Here is a 15973-nt window from a genome sequence, read left to right as displayed (position 1 = left end):
ATGCCGTCGCGGAGACCGGGTGTCTGCCGGGGGGACCGGGGCGACCGGGGCCAGGTGGCGATCGAGTTCGTCGGCATGGTGCCGATGATCCTGCTGCTCGTGGCGGCGGTGTGGGAGTGCGTGCTGATCGGGTACGCGTTCTCGCTGGCGGGCAACGCGGCGGACGAGGCGGCGCGGGCGGGGGCGGTGAAGGGGGACGCGGCCTGTGCCGCGGCGGCGAGGGAGCACATCGGAGGGGCGTGGAACCTCCGGGTGGTCTGCGAGGAGTCCGGGGACATCTACCGGGCCAAGGTCACTCTCGCCATCCCGGTCCTCTACCCGGGGCTCAACTTCGGCGAGATCGACGGCACGGGCGGCGCGTCACTGGAGAAGGAGGCGGAGTGACATGCGGAGGGACGTGCGCAGGGACGTGAGGCGGCGACGCATCCGCTCCGACCGGGGTCAAGTGGCCCTGGAGTACATCGGCTTCGTCCCGATCCTGCTCTTCGTCGCACTGTGCGGGATCCAGCTGGGCTGGGTCGCGTACGTCCACGAGCAGGCGGACACGGCTGCCCGTACGGCGGCGCGCGTGGAAGCCCGCAAGGGCAGCGGCGGGGAGGCGGCGGGCGTGGCGGCCGTCAGGGAAGGGATCGGCGCTGTGGTGAAGGTGACCAAGGACGACGACGCGGTCACCGCCGTCGCCACCATTCCCATCAACTCGATCATCCCCGGTCTCGATCTCAAGGACGCCAAGGCCACGGCGATCATGCCCAACGACGACCCGAAGGGCACCCTTCCATGAGCCTGCGTTCCCGGGTCAACACCCCCGACGACCGCCACAGCCCCCGCGAGGACGGCCGGCTGGTCTCCTCCTACCGGGCGAAGCTGCTGGAGGAGATCGACCTCGCCGAGATGTCGGCGCTCGCACCCGCGGAGCGCCGGGCGCGGCTGGAACGCGTACTCGGGCACATCATCAGCCGCGAGGGGCCCGTCCTCTCCACCGTCGAGCGCGCCCAGCTGATCCGCCGCGTCGTGGACGAGGCCCTCGGTCTCGGCGTGCTCGAACCGCTCCTCGAAGACGCCTCGATCTCCGAAATCATGGTCAACGGCCCCGACCAGATCTTCGTAGAGCGCGCCGGTCGAGTCGAACAACTCCCCATCCGCTTCGCCTCGCACGACCAGCTGATGCAGACCATCGAGCGCATCGTCTCCACCGTCAACCGCCGTGTGGACGAGGCCAATCCGATGGTCGACGCACGCCTGCCCAGCGGCGAGCGCGTCAACGTCATCATCCCGCCGCTCTCCCTCACGGGCGCCACCCTCACCATCCGCCGCTTCCCGCGCGCCTTCACCCTGCACGAGATGATCGGCCTCGGTTCGCTGGACGAGCAGATGCTCCTGCTCCTCTCCGGCCTCGTCGCGGCGAAGATGAACGTGATCGTCTCCGGCGCCACCGGCACCGGCAAGACCACCCTCCTCAACGCCCTCTCCGGCCTCATCCCGGAGGGCGAGCGCATCATCACCATCGAGGACTCGGCCGAGCTCCAGCTCCAACAGGCCCACGTGATCCGCCTCGAATCCCGCCCCGCGAACGTGGAGGGCAAGGGCCAGATCACCATCCGCGACCTCGTACGGAACTCCCTGCGCATGCGCCCCGACCGCATCATCGTCGGCGAGGTCCGAGGCGGCGAGACCCTCGACATGCTCCAGGCGATGTCGACGGGCCACGACGGCTCACTGGCGACGGTTCACGCCAATAGCTCCGCCGACGCCCTCACCCGCCTCCAGACCCTCGCCTCCATGTCGGAGGTGGAGATCCCCTTCGAGGCGCTCCAGGACCAGATCAACAGCGCGGTGAACGTCATCGTCCAGCTGACCCGCTTCGGCGACGGCTCGCGCCGCATCACGGAGATCTCCATCCTCGAATCGCACGGCCGCGAGCCCTTCCGCATCACGACCGTCTGCCGCTTCGTGGCCCAGCCCATGGGGCCGGACGGCTGCGTCCACGGCTTCTTCGAGTACTACCCGCTGCCGCGGCGCATCGCGGAGCGCCTCTACATGAACAACCAGCCCATCCCGCAGGCCTTCGGGGTCGCGCTCCACGACGACCCGCTGACCGGCCCCCTCGCCACCCCGCACATCCCTCGGACCGCCCTGTGAACCCACTCATCTCCCTCACCCTCGGCGCCACGCTGCTGGCCTGCGTGTTCGTGATCCTGGGCCTCCAGGCGTACGCCGCCGGCCGCGCCCAGCGCGCAGCCCTGATCGAACGCCTCTCGGCGAGCGGCATGCCCGCGCCCCTGGGGCGGCGGCGCCGGTTCCAAGGGGTGGACCGGAGGCTGCGCAAGACGAAGCTGGGCCGCCGGATCGAACTGAAGCTGGCGACCACGGGCTTGGATCTCACACCGGGTGAGTTCTTCGTCTACATGCTGGGGTCGATCGCGGGTGTCTGGCTGATCGCGTCCTCCCTGCTGGCTCCGTTCTTCGGGCCGGTGGCCGGCGCGATCGGCGTCTGGGCGGCGAACGCCTTCCTCAACTGGCAGCGCTCGCGCCGTACGGAACGCTTCATCAACCAGCTGCCCGACCTGGCCCGCATCCTCGCCAACGCCACCCAGGCCGGCCTGGCCCTGCGTACGGCCATCGGCATCGCGGCGGAGGAGCTGGAGGCCCCGGCGGGCGAGGAACTCGGGCGCGTGGCGAACCGGCTGGCGGTGGGGCACTCCATCGAGGATTCGTTGGGCGAGCTGACGGAACGCCTTCCCTCGCGGGAACTGGTCGTGCTCGTCTCGACCCTCGTCCTGTCGGCCCGTGCGGGCGGCGCGATCGTGGACAGCCTGCGCAACCTGACGGTGACGCTGGAGCAGCGCAAGGAGACCCGTCGCGAGATCCGGACGCAGCTGTCCCAGGTGACGGTGACGGCGTACTTGGTGCCGGCGATCGGGCTGGGATCGCTGCTGCTGGTGGACATGATGATGCCGGGGGCGCTGGACCGGATGACGGGCGCGTTCGTTGGGCAGACGGCGGTCCTGATCTCTCTTGGGCTCTTCGCTCTGGGCTTCCTGCTCATCCGCCGGCTGTCGAAGATCGACGTGTGAGGGTGAGGACGCAACCGTGATCGGACTTCTGCTCGCACTGGCTGTGGCCCTGTCGGTGTTCGGCGCCTTCCAAGGCATCCGTCTCTACCGCGCAGACGTGAAGCTGCCTACGGACCTCGCGCTCGCCTTGGAGGTGGGTGCCACCCGTACGACGGCGGTGGGTTCGCTCATCGACCGCATGGGCATCCGTTGGGCGCCGATGGTTCTGAGCGCGATGGGCCCGAACCGGGTGGCCCGCAAGCGCCGCCAGATCGACATGGCGGGGAACCCGGCCGGCCTGACGATCGACCGGTACGCGGCGAGGCGGGCGGTGTACGGGCTGCTCGGTGCGCTGGGTGCCTTCTCGATGCTGATCAACGGCCAACTCGTGGCCGCGCTGTTTATGGTGGCGTTCGGCCTGTTCTGGATCGAGGTCGGTCTGTGGTCGGCGATCCGGATCCGCCGTGACCACATCGAGCGCACGCTGCCGGACTTCCTGGACGTGCTCGCGGTGGTCGTCAGCGCGGGACTCGGCTTCCGGCAGGCGCTGGACCGGGTGGCGGACAAGTATCAGGGCCCGTGGGCGGACGAAATCCGGATCACGCTCCAACAAATGGACATGGGCGTCAGCCGCCGCCAGGCCTTCGATGAGCTGCGGCGACGGAACGACTCCGAGCAGGTGGCGCAGTTCGTGACAGCGCTCCAGCAGGGCGAGGAGCTCGGCTCCCCGATCGTGGACACACTGATCGCGATTGCGGAGGACATGCGGCGTACGGACGCGCAGAACGCTCGTAGGCGTGCGGCCAGGGCTGTCCCGAAGGCAACTTTCGCGGTGACCATGTTCATGCTGCCGGGGACGCTGATCCTGCTGGTGTGCGGTTTCGTCTACGGCGCGAATGTCGACTTCGACGCACTGTTCGGGGGTGGCTGAGCCGTGGCACGACTGAGCGTGCTCATCGCCGATGACAACCCGGTCATCAGGGCAGGCTTGGCGGCCATCCTGTGTGAGGCCGAGGACATTGAGGTGATAGCGCAGGCTGCAGATGGCCGTGAGGCGCTGAGCCTGACCCGTCGGCATGCGCCCGACGTGGTTCTGCTGGACGTTCGGATGCCGGGCGTGGACGGCATCTCCGCCCTGCCACACCTGGTGCAGCTGGCACCAGTGCTGATGCTGACTTACAGCCAAGAGGCCGAAATCGTGCGGGAGGCCTTGTTGTTGGGGGCCGGCGGCTACCTCGTGCATGGCGAGTTCACGACTGACGAGCTGTTGCGGGCGGTACGTGACGTGCCTGGTGGGCGGCCCCACTTCACCCCGGCGGCGGCGAGCGTGTTGCTTGCGGAGCTTCGGGCCTCTTCGCATCCGCAACGAGATGTGCCACAGTCTTCTGAGCGCCTTTCTAACTCTGTGATATTTGGGCTGAGTTCGCGGGAGGGGGAGATCATGGATCTGATCGCGTCCGGGATGAGCAATCAGCAGATCGCTTCCAGCTGCTTCATCACCGAGAAGACGGTCAAGAACCACATCAACCGGATCTTCGCGAAGCTCCAGAGTGCGACGCGGAGCGAGGCGATAGCCCGCTGGCTGGGAACCGCCCGTCCAGGAGTGACCGGTCATGGGTAGACGGAGTGCGCAGTGGGTCCGTATTTGGGTCCCGAGACCCTTGGTTACGAGAGGTAACTCGCCGTACCGTCCGCAAACCAGCAGTGGCACCGGCCCAGGAGGGAACTTTCATGTTGCAGAACACCCTGGCGAGGATGCGGAAGCGGTACGCGAGGAGAGGCACGGGAGATCGCGGCCAGACGGCGTTCGAATACCTGGGGATCATCCTGGTCGTCGTGGTCATCATCGGGGCGATCATCGGTACGGGTATCGGGCAGGCCATCACTACCAAGATCACAGCTGCGGTCGCGAGTATCACCGCGGGCAGGTGAGCCGGCTGAGGTCGCGCGACGAGCGCGGGCAGGCCTTCCCTATTTACGTTGTGGTGGTGGCAGGTCTGCTCTTCGCTGCCTTGGCGTTCTTCGCCGTCGGACAGGCGTCGATCGTCCGGAGCGACGCACAGGGTGCTGCTGACGCTGCGGCGTTGGCAGCGGCTGGTGATGCCAGGGACCACCTCGTGCCAGGGATTGATCTGCTCACGCTCAAGCCCGAGGACTGGAAGAAGGTCCTTGAGGGCGACCTTTTGTATGCGGGTGGAGCCTGCGGCGCAGCGCGGGACTTCGCGGCGAAGAACGACGCGACGGCCGACTGTTTTGCAGATCCGCCACGATTCAGGGTCGAAGCGAAGACCACGGGCACGGTCGGAGACTCTGTGGTTCCAGGAGTCAGCGGCCGGCACGGTACGGGCAATGCCACGGCAGTCATCGAACCGCGCTGCCAGTTGGGCGCGCCCGTCGCCGAACCGTCACCGTCACCCGGCGGGGAGGAGAAGCCCAGCTCCGTCGAGATCAAATGCAAGGGTGGCGTCATCAAGTTCGATCCTGCGAAGCCCGAACCGTGGAGCACACTGGCAAGGAAACTCTTTGCCGTGCGACTGGTCGACTGACTACGAATGACGGAATGAGGAAGCGGCGCAAATGAGCATGCGGCAGATGGTGAAGGTCCAGGGGGGAGCGGCCGTAGCGGTTGCGGCGGTGTTGGCCCTCACGTTGGCCGGATGCGGTGGCGGAGACGGCAACAAGCCCAAGGCTGAGGCGAAGCCTCAGCCGTCGCAGTCTCAGGCTGGCAGCACACAGAGCTCTGCTCCTGCTGCGACGCCAACCTCGACGGAGGTCCTTGCGACGGTGAGTGGGGAGGGCGGGATGGTCCTGACGATCAATTCGGCCGCCCGTGAAGCCGGAGGCTTTCTGACCGTCAGCGGTCAGCTCAAGAACACAGGAACGGCACCGTTCGTGAATACGGCGCCCTGGCGGGGGAACGAACTCAACGCCAGCGGCGTATCCGTCGCGGGTGTGACCCTGGTCGACAAAGCAGGAAAGAAGCGCTACTACGTGCTTCGCGACACGGAGGGCCGGTGCCTGTGCACCACCGGGCTGGCCATCATTGAGGCCGGTCAGGTTGTCCCGTTCTTCGCCCAGTTCCCGGCACCACCGACCGGTACTACCGAGGTGGACTTCAGCCTGCCGACCTTCGCCACGGCCACCGTCAAAATCTCTGGGTGACCCCATGACAAAAAGCCACCGCACCACCGCCGCAACGACCGTCGTCGGTCTCATCATCGCCGGAGCCCATTTCGTCGGTGCGACCAGCGCCCACGCCGACGAGGTCAAGCCGTCCATACCCCCCGGCACCGAGCCGTCCGCCTCCCCGCCCGTCGCCATCGACTCCAACGCGCCCGGTCTCAAGATCCCCCAGGGCGGCACCCTCGCGCCCGTCAAGGTGCTGGACATCGCCGAAGTCGTCGAAGACCTCGGCGGCGAGGAGCGGCGCCAGGAGACCAACCAGACCGTCATGATGGCGCTGCAATCCGAGGTCCTCTTCCCAGAGAACAGTGCCGTCTTCAACTCCCAGGCCGCAGCCCGCATCCAGGCCATCGCCAACGAGATCAACACCCAGAAGGCGACCCGCATCCGCGTCTTCGGCTTCACCGACGACCAGGGCAGCTACGAACATGGCAAGGAGCTCTCCAAGCAGCGCGCCGACGCCGTACAAGCGGAGCTCGCCAAGACCGTCACCAACCCCAGCGTCGTCTTCGACGTCCGGGGTTACAGCGAGGACTACCCGATCGCGGACAACGGCACCGAAGAAGGCCGCAAGAAGAACCGCCGCGTCGAGATCACCTTCCCCCGCAGCGTCGGCGGCTGACGGCCGTTGGACGTCGATGACGAGCCTCCCGAGCACCGGCGCTACGCCACCTACCTGCGCGCCCTGGAGGCCGTCACCGAGGCGGACGAGGCCCGGCTGGTCAGGGACGTGCTGCGTGACGAGTACGAGTACCCCGGCATGGCGGACAGCGCGGTGGCCCTCCACATGGAGCGGCGGGCCACCGACCTGCTGACCGGCCCCCGGTTCGCCGAGTGGGCCCGCACCATGGAGCCGTTGATCGCCGATCGCGGGTTGTTCCTCACCCGCCGCCTGCACGAGTGGACCCTGCTCAGGGCGCTCGCCCTGGGCGAGCCGTGGGCCCCCGTTGCCGTCCTCGGGGCATCCGACTGGTTCCAGCGCATGGCCTCGACCACGCAGATCGTGACCTCGTCCGATGCCCTCGCGATGCTCGCCGAGTTCGGACGGACCCGCCGCGTCCGCAACGCGGCGAGCCGGCGGCTGCGTGAGCTGGAGCAGGCGGGCCGACGGCCCGCCGCCACCCGATAGGGCCTTGCGGGCGGGCGCCCGGGCCCGCCACGTTGCCCGGCGTCACCGATGCTCCCGCACCGCCCCAAGGGCGGCGATGGCCACGGGCCGGGCCGTGGGGCCAGGCGTACACTCGGTGAATTTGATCAGCTCTCAGACGTCACGCTCTCGCCCAGCCCCAGGAGCCACCGCCCGAATGATCTCCCTCCGTGAAGTGATCGACAGTGACCTGCCCATCTTCTGGGAGCACCTGTCTGACCCCGAGGCGCAGCACGTGGCCGCTGTCACCAGGGAGTACCACTACGACAGGGATCACTTCGACAGCCACTGGACGCGGATCCGTTCCAACCCCGATGTCCTGCTGCGCACCGTGCTTGCCGACGGCGAGGTGGTCGGCCATGTTGCGGTGTACGGGCCGCCGGACGAGCGCGAGGTCACGTACTGGATCGACCGAAAGCACTGGGGCCGCGGCATTGCCACGGCGGCGCTCTCGGCGCTGGTCGACCTCGTCGACGCCCGGCCGTTGCACGCCCACGCAGCAGCCGACAATGCCGGTTCGATTCGCGTACTGGAAAAGTGCGGCTTCGTCATTACCGGGCACGGCAGGGGCTTCGGCCAAGCACGCGGCGGCGAGATCGACGAGGTGCTGCTCACGCTGAGATGAACCCCTCTGGCGACCCGCCCAGGCGCCGCGCCCGTCGGTGTCGTCCACCGCCACAGGTCTTCGTATGCGCCGGATGGGATTCGGGGCCCGGACCAACGACTCTTCCCGCGCCGCCACCCTGAAGGAACCCCTTCCGCGCCGCAGTGCGTCCAGCCCCGTACAGGAGTACGACAGGCAATCGAAGCCAAGGGGGTGAACAACAGTTCCCAATTCTTTCAGTGGATATCCAGCATTCTCAGTGAATAACTTGGTGTCGTGAAGCTTTCCGAGTGGGCGGCGCGCAACGGCGTGCATTACCAGACCGCGTGGACCTGGGCGAAAGAGGGCCGTATGCCGGTCCCGGTCGTTCAGACGCCGTCCGGTACATGGCTCGTGACCGAGCCCGCCCCGCAGGCCGCTGGGCGGGTCGTGGCGTACTGCCGTGTCTCGTCCGGTCACCAGAAGGCGGACCTGGAGCGTCAGGTCGCCCGGACCGTGCAGGGAGCAACGGCCCAGGGGCTCGCCGTCGCTGACGTGGTGACGGAGGTCGGCTCCGGCTTGAACGGGCGCCGCCGCAAGCTGCACCGCTTGCTCGCCGACCCGGGTGTGGGGACGATCGTGGTCGAGCACCGAGACCGCCTCGCCCGGTTCGGCGTCGAGCACTTGGAAGCCGCTCTCTCGGCCACGGGACGGCGACTGGTTGTCCTCGATGCGGCGGAGACCGCCGACGACCTTGTACGGGACATCACCGAGGTCCTGACCTCGATGTGCGCCCGCCTGTACGGCCGCCGTTCTGCGAAGGATCGCGCCGCCCGGGCCGTTGCCGTCGCCACCGGCCCGGAGGCGGCCGGATGAAGAAGTTCAAGCCGCGGTCGGGCTTCACCGTCCTTGCGCACAAGCTCGCGCTGGACCCGAACGCCACGACCAACCGCCACCTGCACTCGCACGGAGGTGGGGCGCGGGCCGCGTACAACTGGGCGGTCGCGTACATCACCGCCGTGTGGTGGCAGCGCAAGGCCGAGCAGTCGTACGGCGTTCCCGAGGAGCAGCTCACCGAGTGGCGGTCGTGGTCGCTGTCCTCGCTGCGGAAGGCGTTCAACGAGGACAAGCACACCAACGCGCGCTTCGCCGGCTGGTGGGAGGAGAACTCAAAGGAGGCGTACAACACCGGTCTGGCGGGCGCGTCGGCGGCATTCGATAACTACGCGAAGTCGAAGAGCGGCAAGCGCAAGGGCGCGAAGATGGGCGTCCCCCGGTTCAAGTCGAAACGGAAAGCGCGCCTGAGCTGCCGGTTCACCACCGGCACGATCCGCATCGAGCCTGACGGACGCCACATCACCCTGCCCAGGATCGGGACCGTCCGCCTCCACGAGAACCGAGCCGACCTGCGAGCTCTCATCGACGCGGGGAACATGCGGATCCTGTCCGCGACCGCCTGCCTGGACCGGGGCCGCTGGTTCGTGTCCCTCCAGGTCGAACAGAAGCACCAGCTGGTGAAAGTGGCCCGTCCGGACGCGGCGGTCGGTATCGACCTCGGCATCAAGACCCTCGCGGTCCTCGCCGACAGCGACGGTGTCCTCAGCGAGGAACCGAACCCGCGCCACCTCGACCGTGCCCGGAAACAGCTGCGCCGCGCCAGCCGGGTCGTCTCCCGCCGGCGCGGCCCCGACCGGCGCACCGGGCAGCAGCCGTCGAAACGCTGGGAGAAGGCCAACCAGGTGCGGAGCAAGATCCATCACCGGGTCGCGAACCTGCGTGAGGACACCCTCCACAAGATGACGACCCGCCTCGCATCCGAGTACGGCACGATCGTCGTCGAAGATCTCAACGTCGCCGGAATGGGCCGTAACCGTCGCCTGTCCCGCCGCGTCGCGGATGCCGCGTTTGGCGAGATCCGACGCCAGCTCGCCTACAAGACCCGTCGGCACGGCACGCGACTCGTCGTCGCCGACCGCTGGTATCCCTCCTCGAAGACCTGCTCCCGCTGCGGTGTGGTGAAAGCCAAGCTGCCCCTCAGCGTGCGTGTCTTCGGGTGCGACAACTGCGGCCTCGTCCTTGACCGGGACGCGAACGCGGGACGCAACCTGGTGGCCCTCGCGGCCCGCACGACAGGTACCGGAGTGGCCGGAGACCTGGACCTCGCCAAGGCGGAGTCGAAGCCCCGTGGAGCCGACCGCAAGACCCGTACCACCCGCCCGCGCCGCAAGGCCGGGACGGGGCGGGCAGGTGGCACAATCCCCAGCCCCCGGGCAGGGAAGGAAACGGGAGACCGTCAACAGGCCACCAGGACGCAACTCGCGCTCTGGTGACACCGTTACGGACCATTCCGGCGGAAACACCGGGATTGCTGAGATCACTTGATGATCAAAGCAGCGGAACCATGGCAGAGAACGCACCCGAGGAAGCGTCCGCCGAGAACGTCCAGCACCCGGACGATCACGGCCCGCTCGCCGCGCCGGCCGAGCCGGAGGCGGCGTGGAGCGGTCCGGGAGTCGCGCCGGAGGACGCCGAGCAGGAATGGCTAGGCCCGACCGCCGCCCCGGCGGACACTGACGAGAGCGCCGAGGGCTGGGTCGGGCCCAGCTGACCGCGTGAATACAGAGGCCGCCCGCTCTCTGCGGGCGGCCTCTGTGTACTACTCGTCGGTGCCAGGGCTCGGGTGCGGGCCGGGGGCCGGGAATCCAGGTCGAATTACGAGATCGGTGTTCCTGTTCCGAGGAACCACAGGCCGGCGACGGTTCCATCCTCGTGGAAGGTCACGCGGAACTCACCGGGCCGGCGTTCCATGCTCAGCGGCACGTTGACCACGGTGAACTCGCCGAACGTGACGTCCTTGGGGTTCCCGTGTGACTGGTAGCGCCCGAACTGATCCTGGTAGCTCTCCCAGGCCTCCGCGAGGGCCGCTGGAGGCAGCTGCTTGCGCGTTCTCGCATCAAAGTGAGCTGTGGCCGCTGCGAAGTCGCCGCTCACGATGTCGTTCAGTATCTGGAGGGCGATCCGGTCGTACTGGGTCTGAGCCGGAGCCGCCGGCGCGGCTGGGGCCGCGACCGTCGTGGTGGCGTGTGACTGCATCGCGGCCACCGCGGATCCGTTGGCCGACAGCAGCGCGTAGGCGGCCAGCGTGACGGTCGCTACCGCCCGGACCGCTTGCTGCTTGCTCCTGGGCGTTGTGTGTTCGTCGGGCATCAGGACCACGGCTCTCTCCAGCTGGGCAGGTCCGGATACGTCCATCTTGCTGCACTTGCTCTCCCCCTGCATGCCGGGGAGGAGGGCGCCGGGTATCCGCTCTATTCGGCCAGGAGGTGGTCGGCCTTGCCGGCCTTGATGTCCCGGATCAGTTGGCGGAGGGCGGCGGTGGTGTCGGTGAGGTAGGTGTCCTCCTGGCCGGCGATGGCGATGTAGCTGTTGCCGTCCCCGTCCGTACCTATCCGGTAGCAGGCGCTGCCTTCGGCGCAGTACGGCTCTTCCCAGGTGATGTCCGGCATGACTGCTCCCTCAGAGTTCTTGCGCGATGGAGTGGATGAGGTCCCGCGTGCCTTGCGGGGACAGCGTGATCTGCTCCATCCAGTCCAAGTGCGCCCGATATTTTGCCAACTGTGCCTCAGCGTGCACGTATTCGGGCCCGTGCGTGCTGTCGACCTGGACCGTGTCCAGCTGGGGCACGGGCCCCTCGGCGTAGGTCAGGGTCTGTCCCGAGCCGGGGAAGGCGCCCGCGCTGAACGGGATGGCGAGCAGGGTGATGTTGTCCTGCTCGGACTTTCGCAGCAGGTGTCCCAGCTGTGCCTTCGCCACTTGCGGTCCGCCGAACTGCATCCGCAGGGCCGCTTCGTGCACGATTCCGGTGTACCGGGCCGGCGTAGCGCCATCGAGTACCCGTTGGCGTTGCAGCCGGAACTCCAGCCGCAGTGCGAGCTCCTGCTCCGGTAGCTGGGGCACGGCGACGCCGAAGACTGCGAGGGCGTGGTCGAAGGTCTGGAGCAGCCCGGGGATGTGCACCGCGAGCGCGGTGCGCAGGTGCGGCGAGTGACCCTCCAGCTCGGCGATGTCGAGGAGTTGGGCGGGCAGGCTGCCCCGATAGCGGTCCCACCAAGCCCGCCGGCTGGGCTCGGCCATCGCCACGAGGGCCTCGATGTACGCCTCGTCCGCGCAGTCGCAATTGCAGGCCAGAGTGCGTAGACGCTCGGCGCTGATGGCGCGGTAGCCCTGCTCGATCTGCGAGAGGCGGGACCGGTCGACTCTGAGCAGCCCGATCGCGGTCTCCGTGGACACGCCCGCAGCCGTGCGCATCCGCTTGAGCTCTGCACCCAGTCGGCGCTGCCGCTCGGTCGGCGAAGTTCTGGCCCCCACGTCATCCTCCCTCTGGCTGTGCGCTCGCAGTCTGCCCCGCTGGGCACCGCGGTGGCCACCGAGCCCGCATTTTCGTAGCCCGGTGTAAAAATGTGCACCAGCGCGCTACATTAGGTAACGCACTGCTCACGCAGGGGAGTTGAAGTGCATCGCCGCAGCATGCCTCGGGCCTCGGCGACGAGCCACGCTCCCCGCACCCGCGTCAGCCACCCGTGCGCGTCGAACTCGCCGTAGTCCACCCAGACCTCAGGGAGTCGCGATGTCCACCACCCACCCCTTCACCGCCTGCCCCTCCTCCCCGCCCGCGCCCGCCCAGCCGGCAGGCGAACCCGCGCTCGACACGCTCACGTGCAGCCTCACCATCCCCGGGGAGCCGCTCAGCGCGCAGATCGCGCGGGCGGCCGTCCGTTCGGTCCTGCACGCCTACCGGCTTGACCCGCTCGCGCCCGCCGCCGAGCAGGTGACCGGCGAACTGGTCGCCGCAGGCTGGCGCTTGGACCCCGGGCGGAGCCTGTACCTCTCCGTCCGCTACCGCGACGACGCCCTCCGCCTTACCGTCTACGACGGCCACAGCCCCCACGCCCACCCCCGCCTCGCCGCCCACTGCGAGGCCCGCCGCCGGGCCGCCCTGCGCGTCATGGGCGCGGTGGTCCGGGACTGTGGCGGGGCCTGGGGCTTCGGGGAGTCCCGGGAGCCCGGCGGCGGGACCCGTACGTGGGCGAACCTGCCCCGGGCCGGGGCCGCCGGCTACCTCCCCGCCTGAGGGCCTCGTCATCAGCGGGGGCCGGCTGGTCGCGGCACGCGTCGTCGGCTCCTGCCGCATGGCATGAGCGGATCCGGCACCCCCGCACCCGTCTGAGCCGCGCCGCCAGGAGACCAGCCAGACCGTCATGATGGCCCTGCAGCCAGACTTCTTTACCTGGGCAATGGTCGACCCGCACGCTGCCGGCGGTCGTACGGTCCGACGCCAATGCCGTGCCCGTAGCCCGCACAACAGGAGCGTAGGGGCCGCTCATGCGCGCTCTCCGACATGGCTCCACCGCGAGGGGGGACGGCCAGGCCGACTGTGCGATCCGGCACCGGCGGGCCGCGTCACTGTGCAGGTAGAACCTAGGCGTTCACCCGGGGCCCGCCTAGATTCACGGCTCGACGATCGGCGCAGGATCGGCGGCTCCCGCTGTGCGGGGGCATGACCTCGTCAATCTTTGGTAGGGGGGAACGAACATGCTGAAGTTCAAGCTGCCCAGCCTGACCGCCGTCGGCGGTGTAGCCGCGGCGACGGGGGCGCATCTGCGGCTGGCCACCGCGCCGCCCTCGGCTGCGACCTACGGCTAGCTCATCAACACGTCGACCGGCTACGGCCTGTACGGCAACGGCGCCGCGGCACACATGCACAGCTGCAACTACCAGCAGTGGGCGCTGGAGAAGAAGGCGAGCGGCTCCTACCGGATCAAGCAGTCGTCCACTCTCAAGTGCCTGGACGTGAACGGCAACGGGGTGCGCATGAACCCTGCCACGACGGCCGCTACCAAGAGTTCGCGCTGACCAGAAACTCGTACGGCTGCCGCTTCCAGAACCGCCGGCACAGCAAATGTCTGGACAGCAACCACGTCCCGGCCCTCTGCGTGGGGACGTGCAACTCAGGCAACTACCAGCGCTGGCACCGCTGATCCACCTCGGAGGACACGTGAAACGCAGACTCTTACCCGTAACGCTCGGCGCGGTCGCGCTGACGCTCGCGCTGGGGATCACCCCCGGCACTGCCGCACCTCAGCCGGACGGCCCCACGCTCTCGCAGCCCGGGCAGAAGGCTGCCGCCACCTACGCGGCGCCCGACCGGTCGACCTGGACCGCGAAGCCCGGACCGCTTCCCGCCGGGCTCGATGCCACCGCCCCGGCCGACGACGTCATACCCGTCGTCGCGGAACGCCTCTACGAGCTGGGGGCGGACCGCGGATTCACCCGCCAGGAAACCGACTACCCGGGCAGGGCGATCACCGTGCTGTGGAAGGGCACGCCGCCGGCCGACGTCACCGCCTACGCCGGCTCCCGCCCCTACGGCGTCACGGTCACGATCCGCACCGGGGCGAAGTATTCGCGCGCCGAAGCCGAAGCCGCCCGCACACAGCTGCTCAACCACCCCGCCGCCACCCGCCTCGGCATCACCTGGAGCGAGCTGAACGCCGACGGCAGCGGCGTCACCGTGGGCGTCGCCGCCCGCACCCGGGCCGCCGTCGACCCCCTGCCCGAGCTGCGCAACGCGGCCCGCATCCCGGACGTCGCGCTGAAACTCGGCGTCGAGAGGGTCGCCGGCGACGCCCTGTTGTCCCGGGGCAACGACGCCCCGCCGTGGAAGGGCGGCATCCGCACCGTCCACGGCGGCAGCCTGTGTTCCACCGGTTTCGCCGTGCTGGCCGGGTCCACGGGAAAGCTCCTCAGCGCGAGCCACTGTGACCGCTCCGGAAACCTGGCCGTGCGGGACGGGGCCGGGCAGACCATCGCCCCGGGCGGAGCGTCCGTCGCGACGATCGACAGCATCGACTCGATGCTGATCGACCCGTCCGACTCGCCCGCCACCACGCCGCGCATCTTCCGTGGCGGCCACTCCTCCACCTCCACATCGCTGGTGAAGAGCTGGTACTCCAACTGGCCGGGCGACCCGGTGTGCTCCTCGGGTGCCAGCACGGGCGAGCACTGCGGCACCGTCTATGACGACTCCGACGTCTACGTGGACGAGAACGGGGTGAGGGTCGGCGTCATCCAGGTCGCGGCCCCGGCCGGTCAGATCATGGCCGGCCAGGGCGACAGCGGCGGCCCGATGTTCAAGACGGTGTCCGGCGGCGTGCAGGCCCGGGGAATCCTCATCAGCGCGGACATCACAGCGGGCCCCATGACCTACTCGTGCGGTTCCGTGGCCCCTGACGCCTCGGGCATCAAGTGCTCGCGGTGGGTCAACTACGTGCCGATCAGCAGCGTCCTGAACACGTGGGGCGTGTCGCTGGAAGTCGGCTGATACGCGGCTGTGCCGCCGCATGGAACCCCTGCGGCGGCACGGCCGTCCCACCTTCGAGCGCACACCAGTCGTGCGCCTGGCGAACGGACGGGGTGCGATGACAGATCAGCTCGACATGCGGACGAGAAGGACCGCGCACCGTGGCGTAGCGGCCGTGGCGGGAATCCTGCTGCTGGCGGCGCTCACCGGCTGCGGGTCGCTCACCGATGAACCCCCGGCGGACCGAACACCGAAGACGGTCCCCGCCAACGGGAAGACGACCGGCACGGCCAAGGACCCCGAGGCGCCGCCCCGGATGATCCTGCGCGGAAAGGACGACCCCACGGCCGGCCTGCTGGCGCTCCTCCCGGGAACGCTGGTGGTCACGGACAAGAACTGCATAGCCGTGAAGTCGGAAACCGACGGAGGAACCGTTGCCCTCAACTGGGGGCACGGATGGACGGCCCGGGTCGAGGACGGTAAGGCCGTCGTCTACGACGCGCGCGGAAAGGTCTTCGCGAGAGAGGGCGACAAGGTGAGCCTGGGCGGGGGGACGTCCTCCCGGTTCGCTGACCACCCGTGCGCCGAACGCGGCATGTTCGCGGTCAACAACGCACCCACCGACAAGTAGAGCCGATACGCACCGA

General features: G+C 68.8%; 22 protein-coding genes. 19 read left to right on the top strand and 3 right to left on the bottom strand.

The window, feature by feature from the left end; all coding sequences use genetic code 11:
- The 15 genes from OG625_RS14055 to OG625_RS13985 all read left to right on the top strand — a co-directional run bounded on the left by OG625_RS14055 (position 1) and on the right by OG625_RS13985 (position 10574).
- A complete protein-coding gene (locus OG625_RS14055) occupies positions 1-384 on the top strand; it encodes a TadE/TadG family type IV pilus assembly protein (protein WP_329380023.1) in 384 nt (127 codons plus the stop codon).
- Position 385: 1 nt separating this feature from the next.
- Positions 386-781 (top strand): TadE/TadG family type IV pilus assembly protein, encoded by a 396-nt coding sequence (locus tag OG625_RS14050; RefSeq protein WP_329380019.1) that lies wholly within the window; start codon positions 386-388, stop codon positions 779-781.
- Positions 778-2139 carry a CpaF family protein gene (locus tag OG625_RS14045; RefSeq protein WP_329380016.1) on the top strand — a complete coding sequence of 454 codons (1362 nt, stop codon included), beginning with the start codon at positions 778-780 and terminating at the stop codon, positions 2137-2139. The genes OG625_RS14050 and OG625_RS14045 overlap by 4 nt, the downstream gene beginning before the upstream one ends.
- A complete protein-coding gene (locus OG625_RS14040; RefSeq protein ID WP_329380012.1) occupies positions 2136-3074 on the top strand; it encodes a type II secretion system F family protein in 939 nt (312 codons plus the stop codon). Before OG625_RS14045 ends, OG625_RS14040 begins: the two co-directional genes overlap by 4 nt.
- Positions 3075-3093: 19 nt before the next feature.
- Positions 3094-3984, top strand: coding sequence for a DUF5936 domain-containing protein (locus tag OG625_RS14035; protein WP_329390657.1), 891 nt, complete (start codon positions 3094-3096; stop codon positions 3982-3984).
- A gap of 3 nt (positions 3985-3987) precedes the next feature.
- Positions 3988-4674 carry a response regulator transcription factor gene (locus tag OG625_RS14030; RefSeq protein ID WP_329380010.1) on the top strand — a complete coding sequence of 229 codons (687 nt, stop codon included), beginning with the start codon at positions 3988-3990 and terminating at the stop codon, positions 4672-4674.
- Between the two features lie 110 nt (positions 4675-4784).
- Positions 4785-4985: a hypothetical protein gene (locus tag OG625_RS14025; RefSeq protein ID WP_329380008.1), complete on the top strand. Its 201-nt coding sequence runs from the start codon at positions 4785-4787 to the stop codon at positions 4983-4985.
- Complete coding sequence (locus OG625_RS14020; protein ID WP_329380006.1) at positions 4982-5599, top strand: pilus assembly protein TadG-related protein; 618 nt, start codon at positions 4982-4984, stop codon at positions 5597-5599. The genes OG625_RS14025 and OG625_RS14020 overlap by 4 nt, the downstream gene beginning before the upstream one ends.
- A 31-nt stretch (positions 5600-5630) precedes the next feature.
- A complete protein-coding gene (locus tag OG625_RS14015; RefSeq protein ID WP_329380003.1) occupies positions 5631-6215 on the top strand; it encodes a hypothetical protein in 585 nt (194 codons plus the stop codon).
- Between the two features lie 4 nt (positions 6216-6219).
- Positions 6220-6858 carry an OmpA family protein gene (locus OG625_RS14010; protein ID WP_329380000.1) on the top strand — a complete coding sequence of 213 codons (639 nt, stop codon included), beginning with the start codon at positions 6220-6222 and terminating at the stop codon, positions 6856-6858.
- Between the two features lie 6 nt (positions 6859-6864).
- Entirely contained in the window at positions 6865-7365 is a 501-nt protein-coding gene (locus OG625_RS14005) for a hypothetical protein (protein WP_329379997.1), read from the top strand.
- A gap of 175 nt (positions 7366-7540) precedes the next feature.
- Positions 7541-8008, top strand: a complete 468-nt coding sequence (locus tag OG625_RS14000; RefSeq protein WP_329379994.1) for a GNAT family N-acetyltransferase — start codon at positions 7541-7543, stop codon at positions 8006-8008.
- Positions 8009-8263: 255 nt separating this feature from the next.
- Entirely contained in the window at positions 8264-8842 is a 579-nt protein-coding gene (locus tag OG625_RS13995) for an IS607 family transposase (protein WP_329379991.1), read from the top strand.
- The gene (tnpB, locus tag OG625_RS13990) at positions 8839-10296 is read left to right on the top strand and encodes an IS607 family element RNA-guided endonuclease TnpB (RefSeq protein WP_329379988.1); all 1458 of its coding nucleotides are present in this window, start codon (positions 8839-8841) and stop codon (positions 10294-10296) included. The genes OG625_RS13995 and tnpB overlap by 4 nt, the downstream gene beginning before the upstream one ends.
- Before the next feature lie 71 nt (positions 10297-10367).
- Positions 10368-10574 carry a hypothetical protein gene (locus tag OG625_RS13985; protein WP_329379985.1) on the top strand — a complete coding sequence of 69 codons (207 nt, stop codon included), beginning with the start codon at positions 10368-10370 and terminating at the stop codon, positions 10572-10574.
- A gap of 104 nt (positions 10575-10678) precedes the next feature.
- Here the strand turns inward: OG625_RS13985 and OG625_RS13980 are convergent, their stop codons facing one another.
- The 3 genes from OG625_RS13980 to OG625_RS13970 are packed head-to-tail and all read right to left on the bottom strand — an operon-like array spanning position 10679 to position 12334.
- Positions 10679-11245, bottom strand: coding sequence for a DUF3887 domain-containing protein (locus OG625_RS13980; RefSeq protein ID WP_329379982.1), 567 nt, complete (start codon positions 11243-11245; stop codon positions 10679-10681).
- A gap of 29 nt (positions 11246-11274) precedes the next feature.
- Positions 11275-11472, bottom strand: a complete 198-nt coding sequence (locus OG625_RS13975) for a hypothetical protein (protein ID WP_329379979.1) — start codon at positions 11470-11472, stop codon at positions 11275-11277.
- Between the two features lie 10 nt (positions 11473-11482).
- Positions 11483-12334, bottom strand: a complete 852-nt coding sequence (locus OG625_RS13970; protein ID WP_329379976.1) for a helix-turn-helix domain-containing protein — start codon at positions 12332-12334, stop codon at positions 11483-11485.
- Positions 12335-12593: 259 nt separating this feature from the next.
- Between OG625_RS13970 and OG625_RS13965 the strand changes: the two genes are divergently transcribed.
- From OG625_RS13965 to OG625_RS13950, 4 genes are all read left to right on the top strand, one after another.
- Complete coding sequence (locus tag OG625_RS13965; protein WP_329379972.1) at positions 12594-13097, top strand: ATP-binding protein; 504 nt, start codon at positions 12594-12596, stop codon at positions 13095-13097.
- Between the two features lie 575 nt (positions 13098-13672).
- Entirely contained in the window at positions 13673-13879 is a 207-nt protein-coding gene (locus tag OG625_RS13960) for an RICIN domain-containing protein (protein ID WP_329390655.1), read from the top strand.
- Positions 13880-14021: 142 nt separating this feature from the next.
- Positions 14022-15347, top strand: a complete 1326-nt coding sequence (locus OG625_RS13955) for a hypothetical protein (protein ID WP_329379969.1) — start codon at positions 14022-14024, stop codon at positions 15345-15347.
- Positions 15348-15444: 97 nt separating this feature from the next.
- Positions 15445-15957, top strand: a complete 513-nt coding sequence (locus OG625_RS13950; protein ID WP_329379966.1) for a hypothetical protein — start codon at positions 15445-15447, stop codon at positions 15955-15957.
- The last annotated feature ends 16 nt before the right edge of the window (positions 15958-15973 follow it).

The organism is Streptomyces sp. NBC_01351, assembly GCF_036237315.1.
In the GTDB taxonomy this organism is placed as follows: Bacteria; Actinomycetota; Actinomycetes; order Streptomycetales; family Streptomycetaceae; genus Streptomyces.
This window is presented reverse-complemented; position numbering and strand designations above follow the sequence as displayed.